Here is a 15473-nt window from a genome sequence, read left to right as displayed (position 1 = left end):
GGGTCAGCGATCCTGGATCCGCTTTCGCGCACATTGCGCAGACTTGCGAGCGAGGTGGTCTCGCTCTGCCTCATTGGTCGCTACCCTCGCCGCGAGAGCGTATTCGGTTGTGGCGGTGTCGAAGTCGCCGATTCTCTCATGTAGGTAGGCCGAGACGGCGGCGTGGCGCGGGACGCCGGGATCCACGTCGGCCAAGGCGGCGAGCCCGGCCGGGGCCCCATCGGCTTCCCCGACGGCGACGGCACGATTGAGTCGGACGACCGGCGAGTCGGTGAGCGCGACCAGTTCGTCGTACCACTCGACGATCTGCACCCAGTCGGTCTCGTCGGCGTTCGGGGCGTCGGCGTGTAGGGCGGCGATCGCGGCCTGCGCTTGATAGGGGCCCAACCGGTCGCGGGCCAGCGCGGACTGCACTATCTCGACACCTTCGGCGATCATCGCGGTGTCCCAGCGGGATCGGTCCTGTTCGGCGAGGGGAATCAGGGCGCCCGACGCGCTCATCCGCGCCTCGCGTCGAGCCTGATGGAGCAGCATGAGCGCCAGGAGACCGTCCACTTCGGGTTCGTCGAGCAACTCCGACAACTGGCGCGTCAGGCGAATGGCCTCGGCGGCCAAGTCGAGTTCGCCGCTGTATCCCTCGTTGAAGAGCAGGTACAGCACGTGCAGGACGGTGCTCGCATCACCTGGTTGATCGAGGCGCACCGAACGGAGTCGCTGCTTGGCCCGGCTGATGCGTTGCGCCATCGTCGCCTCCGGCACCAGGTAGGCGTCGGCGATCTGCCGGGTCGTCAGCCCGCCGACGGCGCGCAAAGTGAGCGCGATGGCCGACGACGAGGTCAGTGACGGATGAGCACACAGGAAGTACAGCCACAGCGAGTCATCGGCTCCCGTGATGTCACCGGGTTCGGGCTCTCGTGCGACGCTTTCCTCGCGTGCCGACCGTGAGCCATCACTGCGCACTTGATCCAAGAACTTGCGCCACGCGACGGTGATGAGCCAGGCCTTCGGGTCCCGGGGCCGCTCCCCGGTCTCCAGCGCCCGCACCAGTGCGGACTGCACAGCATCCTCGGCCGACGCGAAGTCTGCTCCGCGCCGGACGAGGATGCCGATCACCGCAGGAACCTGTCCGCTCAATGCGGTGGCACCTGCACGGTCGGGCTCGGTCATTCGGTGATGGTGGGCGGTTCGCTCATCACCGGCCGGAGTTCGAGCCATTCTCCGAGTGGTCGGCCACCGGCCGCGGGGGCCGCCGACAACTGCCCGGCCAGTTCGAGTGCCCGATCGTAGGAATCGACGTCGATCATCATCCAGCCGGCGATCAGATCCTTGGTCTCGGCGAACGGTCCGTCGGTGACCGGTGGACGTCCTTCCCCGTCATAGCGCACCCACACCCCGTCCTCGGCGAGGGCGTTGGCGTCGACGAACTCCCCGGTCTCGACGAGCCGGTCGGAGAAATCGCGCATGAACTGGATGTGCGCCTCCCATTCGTCGGCGGTCCACTGATCTGCGGGGACGTCGTTGGTGGCGGGCTTGCCGCCGCGGTAGTGCTTGAGAAGCAGGTACTTCGCCATTGTTTTCTCCTCTGGTCCGACGCGACCCCTGCGGCCGCGTTCATACCTGAGACGGAGCCGTCGACCCATCCTCTACATCGATGGTGACGAATTCTTCGATGAGTTGTCGCCCGTTGCCGAGTCGACACCTCCGGGGCAGCTCGAAAGGATGATTGTGGCGAGACGATTGCTGTTCATTCACGGTGCGGGCGGCGACCTCGACGACCGACCACTCGCCGAGGAATTCGCCGAGACGCTGGGGATGACGCTCGACTATCCGGTGATCCCGCCCGACGACATGTCGCGGGCCGCGGTCATTCGTCCTGCCGTGGCATCACTGAGTGCATCCGACGTGGTCATCGCCCACTCCTTCGGTGCATCGATGCTGATGCAGGTGCTGTCCGACGATCCGGGAATCGCGGTGCACGCGGCGGTGCTGCTGGCCATGCCCGACTGGAGTTCGGACGGTTGGGACATCGCCGAATACGACCTCCGCGATCGGCAGCCGACAGTCCCGCTCGCATTGCACCATTGTCGGGACGATGAGGCTGTGCCGGTTGGGCACTTGAAGCTCAACGCGACCCGACTTCCCCAGGCTCGTCTGTATGAACACGCCGTCGGCGGTCATCAGTTCGACGGGGAAGTCGGGTCGGTCGTCGGCTCACTGGGCCGTGATCTCAACGCGGGGTGACGGAACGGTCGTCGTCGGAGTTGAGCGACTGCGCGTAGGCGACGCCCAGCGACAGCAGTAGCAGTCCGACGACGATGAAGGCGATCACCCGGAACACGCCGTCGAGCGTGGCGAGGTCGAAGAGGAACAGTTTCGCGACGGCCGCACCGATGATCGACAGGCTCACGCTGAGCGTCACGGTGCGTGCACTGCCGCGTTGGCGGCGGGCCCACAGCAGACCGGCCGCACCGGTGAGCACCCAGACGATCGTGGCCGCCGCGTGGCCACCCCGGATTCCCGCGTCGCTGCCGCCGCCGATCAGTGCGCCGAGTCCCACGCACAGCAGCGTGACCTGCCACAACGCGGCCACGGTCCCGACCGTCCAGATCGCCTGCAACTGCTCGCCGCCGGCGCCCTGCGCCCACGACCACGCCAGCACGACGATGGCGGCGAGGGTGAGGACCTCGGTGATCAGCATCAGCGCCTGATCGCCGGTCGGCAGCGCATCGGCGAACAGCAGCTGGGCAACAGCACCGGAGAGCAGGGTGCCGGCGAGCGAGATCCCGGTGGCGATCGTCGCGATGACCGCGACGGTGAGGTTCAGGTCCCCTCCGGTGCCCGAAACCTTTCCGACCGCGGCGGCGCAGGCGGTGACAACGGCGATGCCGGCCACGGCGACGGCGAGACCCGCACCCTCGAGAATCGACGCGCAGGCCACGAGGGCGGTGACCGAACTGGTCGCGAGCCACACCACCCGGACGGGAACCGGGACGCCCAGCGGGCGACCGGCGACGGCCAGCGCGAGAAGGATTGCGGCGGTGACGCCTAGCAGCGTCGACGCCAGCGGACCGCCGGTGATGTGCACGGCGCCGAACATCGGGAACACCGTCGCCGACGACGTCAGAGCGAGAATCACCGGGCGAGTCGAGGACCGCATCAGCACCAGCACCGACACGATCGCCAGCACGACGTTGAGCGATGCGGCGATCACGAAGAACCACTGATCGTCCGATGACCAGGCCACGAGTCCGTACAGAACAGGTAGGGTGCCGACCGCCGTGTTGGTGATGAACATGGCAGTCCAGTTGCGGCCCAATTGAATCCACAACGTCACTGCGACGTAGGTGAGCAGGAAGGCGACCAGGATCTCGTCGTCGCCGCCGGCGAGGAACGGTGCGAGGACAACCAGCGGGATGCCGACCATGAGGCCGAGGGCCTGACTGTCCCACACATGCGCGACCACCAGGCCGCCGCCGGCCAGCACCGCGGCGACGAGGAGTGCGGCGTAGTCGGGCAGCCAGTGGTAGATCGCGGTGGCGGCGAGCACGTCGAATAGCGCGGCCGCGACACCGGTCGCGACGAGTGCGACTGCACCAGAACGCTTCTGCACGTTGTGCCCGAGTCGAACGCCGATACCGAACAGGGTGGCGGCGAGGAGTGCACCGCCGGCGACGCGGAGTTCGGGTCGCAGTAGTCCGGCCTGGGCGGCGAGCACGAGGAGCAGCACGACGCCGATGAGCGTGATCGCGACACCGATGCCGGCGAGGATCTTGCCGATCAGTCCGCCCTCCGACGCCGCGGTCATCTTCTCGGCGGTCGAGGCCCGCGGGGGGACTGGAAGTGGCCGGGGCGGCGGTGGTAGCGGCTGCACCCGGGGCGGAGCCGGCGCGTACTGCGGCACACGATAGTTCGGTGTGAACAGGGGAGGGGGGAAGGTGGCTGTTGGTGGCTGCAACGGATGCAATTGCGGCGCCTGTGTCGGCGTCGGCTGCGGCGGGATCGGGGGAGTGTGGACCGGTTGCGCGGGGGCAGCGGTCTGCGTCAACAGAACCCCGTGCAGTGCGGTGAGTTCATCGGATGCGTGCGAGAGGCGCCGCGTGATGTCGGCGAACTCTCCCCGGATGCGATTCACGGTGTCGGCCGGTGACTCCGGGCCGGGTGATGAAGTGGTGGCATTCATACCGTCCACCTTCGACCGCCGGCTCCCGACGATCATGCGTAGATGTACCCACTTTCGGTGGGTAGTTGTCAGTCCGTGTCGAGCCCGTGTTCGATGGCGTAGCGCGTGAGTTCGACGCGGTTGGCCAGTTGCAGCTTGCGCAGCGATGCGCCGACATGGTTCTCGACGGTCCGCGGGCTGATCGACAGGCGGTTGGCGATCTGCCGCGACGACAACCCCTTGGCGACCTCCCGCAGCACCTGCGTCTCCCGCTCGGTGAGTACCGGCGTCGACGGACCGGGATCACGGGCGATGCGGCGATACTCGCCGAGCACCAGTCCGGCGAGTCCGGGTGTGAACACTGCCTGGCCATTCGAGGTGGCGAGGACCGCTGCGACGAGTTCGGCCCGCTGAGCGCTCTTGACCAGGTACCCGGTGGCGCCCGCCTTGACGGCGTCGAGGACGTCGTCGCGTTCGTCGGACGCCGACAGCACCAGGACATGCGCGTCGGGGCACTTCTCGAGGATCGCGGCGGTCGCGGTCGCACCGTTGCCGTCGGGCATGTTCATGTCCATGAGTACGACGTCGGGCTGGGCGGCGGCGGCCCGTTCGGTGGCTGCACGCACGCCATCGGCGGTCGCCACCACCTCGAATCCCTCGTCGGCGAGATCGCGGGCGACGCCGTCGCGCCACATCGGATGGTCGTCGACCACCATCACCCGCACGGATTTGTCGGTCATCGGACGCGGCCCTCCTGAACGGGAATCGTCAGCTCCCATTCGGTCCCGGAATCGGGGGATGTCTGCAGCTGCGCGCGACCCCCGAGATCTTCGATACGCCCGACGACGGACCGGGCGATACCCATCCTGCCTTCCTGCCGTGCCGCCTCGAGCCGGCCCGGTGCGATGCCGCGTCCGTCGTCGCGGACGCTGATCACCACCTCGTCGTCGATGTCTTCTAGCAGGATGAAACTCTGGGCTCCGCTCCCGGCATGCTCTGCGGTGTTGTGCAGAAGATTGTCGACCGCGGCGAGCACCTCGTCGGCGATGTGCGCCGACACCGGCACCGGCTCACGGGGAGCGCTGACCTTGACCGTGTCGGCACCGAGTTCACGCAGCGCGGCACCCAGGTCGACGTCGGACGACGGTGTCGGGCCGCCCGTCGAGGTCTCGGGTTGATCGGCGATGAGTCGGCGCAGGCGTTGCTCCTGTTCGGCTGCGAGCCGAGCGAGTTCGGCCGCGTCACCCCCGATTTCCGCGCCGCGTCGCGCGACCAGGGCGAGCACCTGCAGCACACCGTCGTGCACCTCGCGGGCGAGGCGTTCGCGTTCGGTGGCCTGCGCGGCCGTGCGAATGGCCGCGGTCAGACGGGCGTGGGTCACCCGGGCCCGCGACGCGGCCAACCCCACCGCCAGTCCGGTCATCATCAGCAGGAGCAGGGTGGCGTTGCGGCCGAAGTTGAGTGAGATGTCGTCCTTGACGAAGAAGTTGGCGCAGCCGACGACGACCGCCGTGATCACACCCCACACCGGACCGCCGAGCAGAGCGCTCGACAGCACACAATTGGCCACCCACAGCGTGGTCGGCCAGGTCTGGTTCCCCGCGACCCATCCCTCGTCGGCGACGTAGGAGGTCGACAGCATCATCACCACCGACACGGCCACCTCGGAAGCGACGAACCACCATCGGCGGCCGAAGCCGACCAGGTAGCCCGTCGCCCACCAGACGTTCGCGACAGTCATCAGGCCGAACAGGGCCCACGTCAGACCGGGCTTGTCCAGGTTGTCGTTGATGACGATCTGGAAACCGAGCGCGTAAATGAACGACGCCAGGCGAAAGATCTGCGCGGCACGCCACAGCGGGCCTACCGGGTCGGAATCGACGGCGAGCATCGACGACGGGATCAAGCGGTCGAACCCGGTCGCCATGCTCTCTCCCGATGATGGTCGCGGACGTCGCGACCATCATCGCCCATGAAGTGGACTCAGAGGCGACGCACTGCGAATCGAGCCGCGTCCATCGTCATTCCGTTGACCGTATAGAGGACGTGGGTTGCGTTCGGGCCGCCGACGGGCGCGCCGTTGCAGATGGTGTCGCCGGGGATGCAGTAGCGGACCGTGCGGCCGCGATAGGCGGAGCCGACGCGGACCGGCGGCGCGCCGATGTCGGTGATGAAGCGGTCCGACGGCGCACCGAACATGACGATCGCGGCGATGTGGCTTGCGACGTCGGCGGGCAGCGGCGGAGGTACCTCACGCTCGTACTGGCGGTAGCGGTCGGGGATCGCGATCTTGCCGCTCGTCGCGTACCCCGCGACCACGGCGCCCTGCGAGTATCCGCCCAGCACGATCCGGGTCTTCGGGCAGCTGCGGGCAATCGCCGTCACGTCCCGCTGGGTTTGCCGAACACCGTCGGCGACACTGCGGACGAAGACGACCCGATTGTTGAACTTGTCGCTGGCCGCATAGTTGACGCCCTCGGCCGCGACCGACTTCCCGCGAAGCTGCGACCGCATCGACTCGACGAAGGAGATACCGGTCAGACCCAGCATCGGGGCGGGTTCGGCGGTACCGCGCGCGAACACCACCGCCACGTCGGAGCAGGGCGCGGCCGACGCGGCTGGGGCCGTGGTGGTGGTTGCGACGATCGACCCCCCGAGTGCGCCGAGCGCACATACGAGGGCCGTCAACCAACGCCTGATGGGCCGGGTGGTCCGGACATTCATACTGTGATTCATATCGGGTGTTCGGATGAGGATGGTCGGCGGATGGGTCGGATCTCGGTTCTTTTTTGCGCGGGACTTCAGCATCAGCTCAACGCGGCACCCAGCTCGTCGGCGCGGCTCAGCATCTCCGCACCGTCGCGGGCACTCACCACGGTGCTGCAGTGGTCGGCGTAGTCGGCCATTGCGCAACCCGCCTGGGTCCAGTACCTCGACGGTTCGGGCGTGACCCAGGCCATGCGATGGACTCGTCGGGATACTTCGGCAACGAGGTCGATACGGGGGTCGAAGCCGTTGCTGCGCGCGTCGCCGACCACGAGCACCGAGGTTCGGGCGGTGAGGAGATCTCCGAAGCGTTCCAGCATCGTCGACCACATCGATCCGTAGTCGCTCGTCGCGGCGAGATCGAGGCCGTCGGCTGCCAGCACCGCGGCCAGGGCGTCGTCGGTATGGGCGGCGCGCAGGGCCGACGTCACGAGCACGGGTTGGTCGACGAACGCGACGACCTCGCAGTGCCGCCCCATGCGGTGGAGGGTCTGAGCGAGTCGCAGGATGAAGCCTGCGACCGGTCGCACCGACAGCGAGACGTCGGCGACGATCAGCATGCGCACCGGGCCGGGCGTTCGAGCGCGTCGCCACAGCGTGATCGGCACGCCATCGGTCGGCACCGACGCTCGCATCGTGCGTCGTATGTCGAGCCGGCCGCGGTCGGTCCGACGCGGGACCCGACGGGGTGCGCCGTTCATCCGTTGCACGAGGCGATGACATGCGCGGTCGATGTCGGCCTGATCGGTCGTCGTTCGTGACGCCGAGTCGGTGTCCTGCGCGAGCACCGACAACTCGGTGTCGAGGCGAGCAGCCAGGGCGTCGATGAATGCGGTCAAGGCGCGTTCGAGTTCGGCACGACGCCGGTCGTCGAGCCCTTCTGCGCCATCGGTGCCATAGGCGCTGCGCGCATCGTAGGCGTCGAGCGCGCGCAGGATCGCGGCAGCGTCCTTGAGCCCCAACGGTGTTCCCCGGACCCGTGTCGCTGATCCCACGAGTTCGCCGACGCTGGCTGAGTCGGCCTCGTCGATCTCGACGGTGTACGTGATGCCTCCGGACACGGTGTCGCTCTCCGCGTCGACACCGAGTTGTTCGGTGCCGGCCGAAACGGTGAAGTCGTTCTCCTCGCGATGGGCGCTCTCGGCGTGACGTTCGGTGGCGTCCGGATCGTCGATCATGAGATCGCCGATCTCGTCGGTGTGTTCGTCCGCGCCGATGCGTCGGGCGGCACCTTCGAAGTCTTCGTCCCATTCGACGTCATCGGGCAATTCGGCTGCGGCGCCACGGGTTCGGGGCAGGGCGTCGGGAGTGCTGTCGTCGGTGGTGTCAAGGAAGAACAGGTCGAAGGCGTGGTCGAAGCCGTCGGCCTCGTGCGTGTACTTGACACACACGCTGCGCAGCGCTGCACGCAGGAGCGTCAGGTCCGCGGCCCCGACGATCGACAGCACACGTCGAATCTCGATGACCTCGGCGGGCGACGCGGCGACGCCGTGACACCGGAGAACCTGTCCGAAGAGCACGGCGAGAAGGTCGAGTACGCCGTCTCGTCCCGGTGATATCGGGCGTTCGGTGGTGAGCACCAGCAACTACCGGCGTTGCGCGCTGCGGGCGCGACCGGCCCCGAACGCTGTGGCGGTGACGGTTCCTCGAGGTCCGGTTTCTCCTGTGGTGGAGATGGTTTCGCTCTTCGTCGGGCGCTCGAGTGCGCGTCGGGCGATGTCGAGATCGGTGCCGAACTTCACCAGCAGTGACAGCAGCGCCCGGTTGGTCGACGGGTCGCCGGTGCGATCACCCAGCAGCGCTGCGGCGCGGGCTGCGTCGATGACCTCGGCGATCGACGGGCTCTTGCGTAACGGCAGCTCACGGAGGTCGCGGGCCATCTCGACGACGCGAGCGATGACCGCCTCCTCGACCTCGGGTGCACGCACGGCGACGATTCGCCGTTCTCGATCCACCGACGGGTAGTCGACCTGGAAGTGCAGGCACCGCCGCTTCAAGGCGGGCGAGAGTTCGCGAGTGTCGTTGGAGGTCAGAATGACCCACGGTGCCGATCGCGCGGCGAAGGTACCCAGCTCGGGAACGGTGACCTGCCGCTCGGCGAGCACCTCGAGCATCACCGCTTCCATCGCCTCGTCGGTGCGGTCGATCTCGTCGACCAGCAGGACGGTCGGGAGCGTGGACATGATGGCGGCCAGAAGTGGTCGGGGTACGAGGAAGTCCTCGGTGTACACGCCGACGTCGGTGCGTGCGAGCGCGGCCGATGCAGAGGAAAGTGTTGTCTCGGTGGCCAATTCGGAACTGATGCGATCGCGCAGCATCTGCACGTGCAGGAGTTGTCGTGCGTAGTCCCATTCGTAGAGCGCGCGTGACTCGTCGAGACCCTCGTAGCACTGCAGGCGAATCAGTTCCCGGCCCGACGCCGCCGCGAGTGCCTTCGCGAGTTCCGTCTTGCCCACGCCGGCCGGACCTTCGAGCAGCAGCGGCCGATCGAGCAGCGTGGCGAGGTGAACCACCACGGCGAGTTCGTCATCGATCAGATAGCCCTGCTCGCCGAGAGCGGCAGCGAGCTCGTCGACGCTCTCGAAGGTGGTGGGTTGGTCGGTCACTGTCGACATGAGCGACATGTCTCCTCGATTCATCGTCCAGGGATTCATCGTCCAGGCAAGGGAATTGGTCGAACGGGGTGAGCCCGGGCCGGGCATCGAGATGCCCGGCCCGGCCTGCGACGCGACAGCGCCCCACTGTCGATCAGTGCTCAGTAGCTCCCGGTCATGGCGTGCGTGACCATGGGGATCAACGATTCGACGGTGCATTCGCGGGGGTTGCCCGGGGTGCACCAGTCGTCCATCATGTGCTCGGCGATGGCCCGGACCTGCTTGTCCGAGGTGTCCATGGTGTCGCCACGGCCCTCGTACTTGCCGGTGTTCATCCGGTTCTTGTCGTAGCTGTCGACGGAGAGCTGACCGAAGTTGTCGGGGATGCCGAGATCCTTCGACAGGCGGATCGCCTCTTCGACCGCCGCGTCGGCCGCCTGGACGGTGGTCATCTTGCTGGTGTCGATGCCGAGCAGGGCGGCGATGTCGGCGTAGCGCTCGTAGCGGCTGGGGAGGTTGTACTCCCAGACGCGCGGCAGGGCGATCGCGTTGTTGAGGCCGTGGTGGCTGTCGTAGAACGCGCTCACCGCATGCGAGAGCGAGTGAATGAGGCCAAGTCCGCCCGAGTTGAATGCCTGTGCCGCAATGTATTGCGCGTGCATCATGCCCGTGCGCGCCTCGAGGTTGCGGGGCTCGTACACAGCAGTCCGCAGGTGGTCGCGGATGAGTTCGATCGAGTATTTCGCGTTGCCCAGCGATGGCGCGAAGTCCAAGCGGGACACATAGGGCTCACTCGCGTGGGCGAGGACGTCGAATCCGCAGAACGCGGTGAAGTGCTCGGGGCAGCTGTAGTAGAGCAGCGGGTCGTCCATCGCGAGGTCGACGAGACAGGTGTCGTCGAAGGCCACCCACTTGTGCGGCTTGTTCATGTCCGAGGTGTCGGTGATGACGTAGGCCCACGACGTCTCCGAACCCGTTCCGGCAGTGGTGGATACGGCGATGTGCTTGGGGTTCTCCTTGTTGGTGGCCTTGGAGAAGCCCTCGAACTCGTTGATGTTGCGGCCGTCGTGCGCGATCACCATACGCGCGCCCTTGGCCGCGTCGTGGCTCGATCCGCCGCCGACCGAGATGATCCCGTCGCACTTCTCGGACTGATACAGCGCAGCCGAATCCATGCAGTTGTAGTCCTTGGGGTTGGACTCGACCTTGTCGTAGAGGACGACGTCGACGCCCTGGTACTCGATCTTGCCGATCAGTTCCTCGATGATGCCCGAGCCGCGCAGGCCGGTGGTCATCAGCAGCACGCGCGTCATGCCGAGGTTCTTGGCCTCCACGCCCAGCATGTCGTGTGCGCCGACACCGAGTTTGGCGTTGGGGAACGGATGGAAATCCTTGATCGGGAAGTCCCAGATCTGGTTCAGCTCGATGGCCATGCGGTCTTACTCCCTTGTGGCGAATGGGTGGTACCCGTCCACCGTGTTGCACAGGTCACAGCCGCAACAAGGACACCTGCTCATCTGCTCAGATGTTCAGACGCAGTGGTCAGCTCGGTTCCTGTCCCACCGGACAGGTTCCACTCCGCTGCCTGAGCAGTCTATGGGGTTGGTTGTCAAGGGCTGGTTTTCGGTGTGTGGGCGTGTTTGTTCGACTGCTGACAAGGAATCTGTTTGCCGCAGTTGGGTGCTGGGGGTTGTTGGGTTGCCGGGGTCCGGGGTGCCCTGCGCGTGCTCTACCTAGCGGTCAATCGGGTTGTTCCCGACAGTCTTCATTCGAGCTTTGGTCGCGCGAGGGTGGGACTGCTCATGCTCAGCCGCGGGTTGTTCCCCAGGTGCTTCGAGCTTGTCCCGGCAACAAGGTTTAGGTTAGGCGAGGTTAGGCGGCCTCCTGCTGGGCAGTGCCCTGTTTGGTGGTGCCGCCGGCAGCGATGGTCGGGTTCCACGGGGTGCCGGTGGTCAACACTGTGAACAGTTGACGCAGCAGCGCTGCGCCGATCGCGACGCGGGCTTGATTGTTGGTGAGGGGGTTGACTTTTCGGGTTGTCAGGTGGGTGTAGCGGGCGGCGTAGACCTCGTTGTTGGCGGTCGCGGCGAACGCGGCCCGATACACCGCCAGCCGCAGCTTGGGTCGGCCCCGGCGGCTGATGGTGGTCTTGCCGGCATAGGTGCCTGAGGCGTTCTCCCGCGGGCACAACCCGGCATGCTTGACCAGCGCCCGCGCGGAATCGAACCGGGTCAGGTCCCCGGTCTCGGCCAGGATCGCTGCGGCCCCCACCACCGAGATCCCGGGAAACGACTCGATCAGCGCGGTGTAGCCCAACTCCTCGATCACCGCGGTCATCTTGGTCTCGACCTGCGTGCAGGCGGCGGCGTGGTAGACCAGATCGCCGAGCACAGAGCCAGCGCGTTCGATCGCCGCGGCCCGCTGACCGGGCAGGCCGGCCGGCGCGGTGGCGGCCGCCCAGATTTTGGCCAGGATCGGCCGGTACACCCGCCGCGCACCCCAGGCGGGGAGTTCGGCGGCGACCGCGGCGGTGAACGCTTCCAGCGTGGCGTGCCCGCGGACCTGTTCGGGGTCACAGCCGGCCACCCGCATCGCGGCCAGCCAGGTCGCGGCATCGAAAGGTTTGCTCGCGCAATCCAATACCTGTGGCCACACACATTCCAACAGGTCCCGCACCTGCTGGCGGGCCGCGCTGCGGCGGGTGATCTGCTCGACCCGGCGCGCCCCCAAATGCCGCAACCGCGCCCACACCGGGGACAGCACCTCGGGCACATACACGTGCAGGTGACAGGCCAGCCGGGCGATCAACATGGCGTCTTTGTCATCAGACTTGTCGCGGGTGAAGTCCTCGGCCTCACGGGCCCGGGCCACCAGCATCGGCTGCACACACACCATCGCGATCCCGGCCTCGGCTGCCAGCTCGCCCACCACCCGCCAGCGGTGACCAGTCGGCTCGCACGCCAACGTCACCCCCGTGAACCCGGCCGTGGTCGCTGCGGCGCGCGCCCACTGCAACGCCTGCCCCAACTCGCCCGGTGAGCACCGGTACGTGCGCCGGGCCAGCACCCGCGAATCATGGTCGGTGACCACGACCACCTGCTTGGCGCTGGCCAAATCCAACCCGATCACCGCGTTGTCGTGAGGCACGATCTCACGTAACCGCTTGATCCGGGCATTACGGCGGTTGTCACCACGACTCAACCGACTACGATTAGACACTGACATCCTCCTAGTTTTGGTTCTGGGACACCAAGCCCGACATCAACCAAAACAGGAGGATGTCGCTGGCTTCCAATCCCTCAACCCATTACTAGGTGCGACGAGCGCAGCGAGGAGCCTCGAAGGCCGGGTGACTCTCCACCACGAGGTCTACCGTGGAAGGAGCAAGTGCAACTCCGTCGGGGAGTAGGAGCGCAGCGATGAGCGACCGTGACGTCAGCGACCATCCGAGCGGCCAGGCCGGCTACGGCCCCAACGACGAGAAGCCCTATTCCCAGAGCGACTATCACCATCCCGCTGCCGGTTGGGGTGCCGCCATGTCGGTGATGAAGGTCCTGACACGCGAGCGGGAAGCCGGTCGCGGTACCCGGGCGATGTTCAAGATGAATCATCCGACAACGGGTTTCGACTGCCCGGGCTGCGCATGGCCCGACGATCCCGGCGTCACTCTCGACATCTGTGAGAACGGGATCAAGCACGTCACCTGGGAGATGACCGGCAAACGTACGATGCCGGAGTTCTTTGCTGCCCACACTGTTTCGGAGTTACGCGGATGGTCGGATTTCGCCCTGGAAGACCAGGGGCGCCTCACCGATCCCATGGTCTACGACGCCGCGACCGATCACTACGTGCCGATCGGCTGGGACGACGCGTTCGAGCTCGTCGGCCGGCATCTGCGCGCACTCGATACGCCCGACGCTGCGAGTTTCTACACGTCGGGCCGTCTGAGCAATGAGGCGACGTTCCTGTATCAACTGATGGCACGCGAGTTCGGCACCAACAATCTCCCCGACTGTTCCAACATGTGCCACGAGGCGTCCGGTCGGGCACTGCAGGCCTCGTTGGGCACAGGTGTCGGTACCGCTGACCTCGCGGACTGGGAGCAGGCCGACGCCATCTTCGTGCTCGGCGTCAACGTCGCATCCAATGCGCCGCGCATGCTGACGACATTGGCCGACGCCCATCGTCGTGGTGCGCAGATCGTGCACGTCAACACCTTCTCCGAGGTCGGCGGCACGCGCACGATCGTGCCGCACGAGATTCTGGAGATGGCGCGCTTCAAGTCCACTCCCACAAGCACTCTCAACCTACAGGTGCGACCGGCCGGCGACCAGGCACTGCTGAGTGGCATGGCCAAGGCGTTGTTCGAGGCGGCACTCGATCGTCCCGAACTGCTCGACATCGATTTCATCGAGCACCACACTCGCGGATACGAGTCGTACCGGGAGGTGGTTCTTGCGACTGGTTGGGCTGAGTTGGAACGGCAATCGGGTTTGTCGGAGAACGACATCCGACGTGCCGCCGACATCTACATGACAGCTGAAAGCGCCATCATCAGCTGGTGTCTGGGCGTGAGTCAGCAGGAACACGGCGTCGATACGGCCCGCGAGGTGGTCAACCTGTTGATGTTCGCGGCAACGTCGGACGCGACGGCGCCGGGCCGTCGCCGGTACGCGGCCACAGCAACGTGCAGGGCAACCGCACGTGCGGAATCGATCACCGGCCCAAGGCCGACTTTCTCGACCGGCTCGGCGAGTGCTTCGACTTCGAACCCCCGCGCGAGTGGGGACTCGACACCGTCGCCACCTTGAAGGCACTCGACGAGGGCAATGTGAAGGTCTTTGTCGGGATGGGCGGAAACTTCGCCCGCGCCACACCCGATCCCGAATACACCGAACATGGACTCGCGCAATGTGATCTGACCGTCCAGGTCAGCACCAAGCTGAATCGCAGCCACCTCGCGCACGGCAAAGACGCGCTGATCCTTCCCTGCCTTGGCCGGACCGAGGACGACGTCCAACAGAGCGGGTCGCAATCGGTCAGCTGCGAGGATGCGATGAGCATGGTCCAGCTCTCCAAGGGCACACGCAAACCGGCATCGTCGAACCTACGGTCGGAGCACGCCATCATCGCAGGCATGGCGAAAGCCGCACTGCCGGAATCCACGATGCGATGGGACTGGCTGGTCGCCGACTACGACCACATTCGCGACGCGATGGGTGTGGTGATTCCGGGGCTAATCGACTACAACCGAAAAGTTCGTCAGCCCATGGGTTTCCGTGTACTGCAGCCTGCGCGCGACCGAACCTTCCTGACCGACAGTGGCAAAGCGGAGTTCTGCCTGTCCGCGTTGCACGATGAGGTGCCGGCCGAGTCGGATGTGCTGGTGCTGCAGACCTTCCGTTCGCAGGATCAGTGGAACACCACCATCTACTCCGACGACGACCGTTACCGAGGGGTGAAGAACCTTCGCACACTTGTCTTCATGAACCCCGACGACATGTCCGCGCGCGGCCTCGCCGAATGGGATCGGGTCGCCATCGAGGCGATCTCCAAGGATGGCAGTCGTAGGAAGCTCGACGGCTTCCGGGCCGTCGAGTACAAGATCCCGTCGGGCAGCGCGGCTGGGTACATGCCAGAGATGAACGTGCTGATCGAGCCTGCCGACTTCAGCGCCCAAAGTGATCAGCCGTTGATGAAGAGCCTGAGGGTGCGGATCGCGCCGCTGGCGGGGGGCGGAAGGTAGTTGGAGGTCCACCACCTCTCGCTCCCTGAGGTGCGCGAGGCGCTAGCCGAGAGCCTCGAAGGGCTGGTGAGACAGGGCAATTCGGCGACCAAGTAGCGACGGTCACCAGGCCTTCGAGGCTCCTCGCTAGCGCTCGTCGCACCTCAGGCAGCGGAATTTCGGGCCCAGCTCTGCCTTCCACGGATCCAGGCTCAGGGAGCGGGCATGT

At 66.4% G+C, this 15473-nt stretch carries 13 protein-coding genes; 3 read left to right on the top strand and 10 right to left on the bottom strand.

Features of this window, described 5'->3' with window-relative positions:
• Positions 1–3 precede the first annotated feature (3 nt).
• Both MKW15_RS11860 and MKW15_RS11855 read right to left on the bottom strand, forming a co-directional pair.
• Entirely contained in the window at positions 4–1167 is a 1164-nt protein-coding gene (locus MKW15_RS11860; RefSeq protein WP_240857822.1) for an RNA polymerase sigma factor, read from the bottom strand.
• Positions 1164–1571, bottom strand: coding sequence for a YciI family protein (locus MKW15_RS11855; RefSeq protein ID WP_240857821.1), 408 nt, complete (start codon positions 1569–1571; stop codon positions 1164–1166). The genes MKW15_RS11860 and MKW15_RS11855 overlap by 4 nt, the downstream gene beginning before the upstream one ends.
• A gap of 154 nt (positions 1572–1725) precedes the next feature.
• Here MKW15_RS11855 and MKW15_RS11850 point away from each other — a divergent pair, with 154 nt between their 5' ends.
• Positions 1726–2241 (top strand): alpha/beta fold hydrolase, encoded by a 516-nt coding sequence (locus MKW15_RS11850; protein ID WP_240857820.1) that lies wholly within the window; start codon positions 1726–1728, stop codon positions 2239–2241.
• Here the strand turns inward: MKW15_RS11850 and MKW15_RS11845 are convergent.
• The 8 genes from MKW15_RS11845 to MKW15_RS11810 all read right to left on the bottom strand — a co-directional run bounded on the left by MKW15_RS11845 (position 2228) and on the right by MKW15_RS11810 (position 12738).
• Positions 2228–4180 (bottom strand): DUF2339 domain-containing protein, encoded by a 1953-nt coding sequence (locus MKW15_RS11845; RefSeq protein WP_240857819.1) that lies wholly within the window; start codon positions 4178–4180, stop codon positions 2228–2230. The genes MKW15_RS11850 and MKW15_RS11845 overlap by 14 nt on opposite strands.
• Positions 4181–4248: 68 nt before the next feature.
• Positions 4249–4899, bottom strand: a complete 651-nt coding sequence (locus tag MKW15_RS11840) for a response regulator (protein WP_240857818.1) — start codon at positions 4897–4899, stop codon at positions 4249–4251.
• Entirely contained in the window at positions 4896–6086 is a 1191-nt protein-coding gene (macS, locus tag MKW15_RS11835) for a MacS family sensor histidine kinase (protein ID WP_240857817.1), read from the bottom strand. The genes MKW15_RS11840 and macS overlap by 4 nt, the downstream gene beginning before the upstream one ends.
• Positions 6087–6142: 56 nt before the next feature.
• Positions 6143–6883, bottom strand: coding sequence for a cutinase family protein (locus tag MKW15_RS11830; RefSeq protein WP_240857816.1), 741 nt, complete (start codon positions 6881–6883; stop codon positions 6143–6145).
• 83 nt (positions 6884–6966) lie between these two features.
• Positions 6967–8505, bottom strand: a complete 1539-nt coding sequence (gene madC, locus MKW15_RS11825) for a MadC family VWA domain-containing protein (RefSeq protein ID WP_240857815.1) — start codon at positions 8503–8505, stop codon at positions 6967–6969.
• A 6-nt stretch (positions 8506–8511) separates the two neighbouring features.
• Positions 8512–9540, bottom strand: a complete 1029-nt coding sequence (locus tag MKW15_RS11820; RefSeq protein WP_240857814.1) for a MadB family AAA-type ATPase — start codon at positions 9538–9540, stop codon at positions 8512–8514.
• A gap of 140 nt (positions 9541–9680) precedes the next feature.
• Entirely contained in the window at positions 9681–10952 is a 1272-nt protein-coding gene (mdo, locus tag MKW15_RS11815) for an NDMA-dependent methanol dehydrogenase (protein WP_240857813.1), read from the bottom strand.
• Between the two features lie 439 nt (positions 10953–11391).
• On the bottom strand, positions 11392–12738 hold the full coding sequence (locus tag MKW15_RS11810) for an IS110 family RNA-guided transposase (protein ID WP_240857812.1): 1347 nt from the start codon (positions 12736–12738) through the stop codon (positions 11392–11394).
• Between the two features lie 200 nt (positions 12739–12938).
• Here MKW15_RS11810 and MKW15_RS24565 point away from each other — a divergent pair, with 200 nt between their 5' ends.
• Entirely contained in the window at positions 12939–14330 is a 1392-nt protein-coding gene (locus MKW15_RS24565) for a molybdopterin-dependent oxidoreductase (RefSeq protein WP_308221040.1), read from the top strand.
• A complete protein-coding gene (locus tag MKW15_RS24560) occupies positions 14327–15265 on the top strand; it encodes a molybdopterin dinucleotide binding domain-containing protein (RefSeq protein WP_308221039.1) in 939 nt (312 codons plus the stop codon). Before MKW15_RS24565 ends, MKW15_RS24560 begins: the two co-directional genes overlap by 4 nt.
• Positions 15266–15473 lie beyond the last annotated feature (208 nt).

This window comes from Gordonia gummivorans (genome assembly GCF_022513585.1).
Taxonomy (GTDB): Bacteria; Actinomycetota; Actinomycetes; order Mycobacteriales; family Mycobacteriaceae; genus Gordonia.
This window is presented reverse-complemented; position numbering and strand designations above follow the sequence as displayed.